The organism is Nostoc sp. UCD121, from assembly GCF_014222285.1.
Taxonomy (GTDB): Bacteria; Cyanobacteriota; Cyanobacteriia; order Cyanobacteriales; family Nostocaceae; genus Nostoc.
In genome coordinates this window covers 1-709 of sequence record NZ_JACKZS010000511.1, presented here as the reverse complement: position 1 = coordinate 709, position 709 = coordinate 1, and the positions used below count along the sequence as shown (strand labels likewise).

Sequence of the window (709 nt, the reverse complement as noted above, 5' to 3'; positions counted from 1 at the left end):
TGATAACAGGGGTGATTACAAAGAAAAGATTGCCACATTCGTAATCAGAAACTTTATGTCAGCACAACCCATCAACGAACTCACCCAGGTTAGTAAAACCCCTCACTCGCTTGAAACTCCCGATTTTGCCAAAGAACTACTCGGAGATAACGTTACTTCGACAGATGAAGACCTAGATCAAGAACCTCCGTTCTAGGCCCAATTAACTGAATAATGCTAGTACATACAGGCTTACTTATTAGTACTGGCATTATTTTTTTATAGAAATCCAGAATAAAAATCTACTGTTTGGTAAAATCGCTGACATCAACTCATCTTATGTAGTACATAAATACTAAAATACTTACACAAGAGCTAAATTCAAAACTTTTTTAACATAATTACCCTACGGGTTGGGAATTACCGTTGCCAACTTCATCTGACGGTTATAATTCAAAATCAAGACTGAATGTTTCGCCATCAGGATTTTCTAGTTTTTGGTCTATAGATGGCTGGGGAATTGGCTGCTGGAGTCTGTTTTCGTTAGTAGTAAGCGGCGTGAAAACTACTTGTTGTGTGGCTAATCCAGCCTTTATAAAAACAAAATAGCAATCAATAATAAAATAAAGCGTCTCCAGATAACTTTTACCTAGTTGTTGGGATTCTGCAAATATGCGTTCTCGGTAGTTTTCTTTGAGCCGAATTTTTACCGGAGCTAAGTCTTGTTTAT

The 709-nt window shown here is 37.1% G+C and carries 1 protein-coding gene and 1 pseudogene; one reads left to right on the top strand and one right to left on the bottom strand.

Features of this window, described 5'->3' with window-relative positions; translation table 11 throughout:
• Positions 1-196 (top strand): annotated as a pseudogene (locus tag GNF10_RS37250) (hypothetical protein); the annotation flags it as partial.
• A 229-nt stretch (positions 197-425) separates the two neighbouring features.
• Here the strand turns inward: GNF10_RS37250 and GNF10_RS37245 are convergent.
• The coding region (locus tag GNF10_RS37245) for a hypothetical protein (protein ID WP_221644718.1) at positions 426-709 on the bottom strand (284 nt) is incomplete at its 5' end.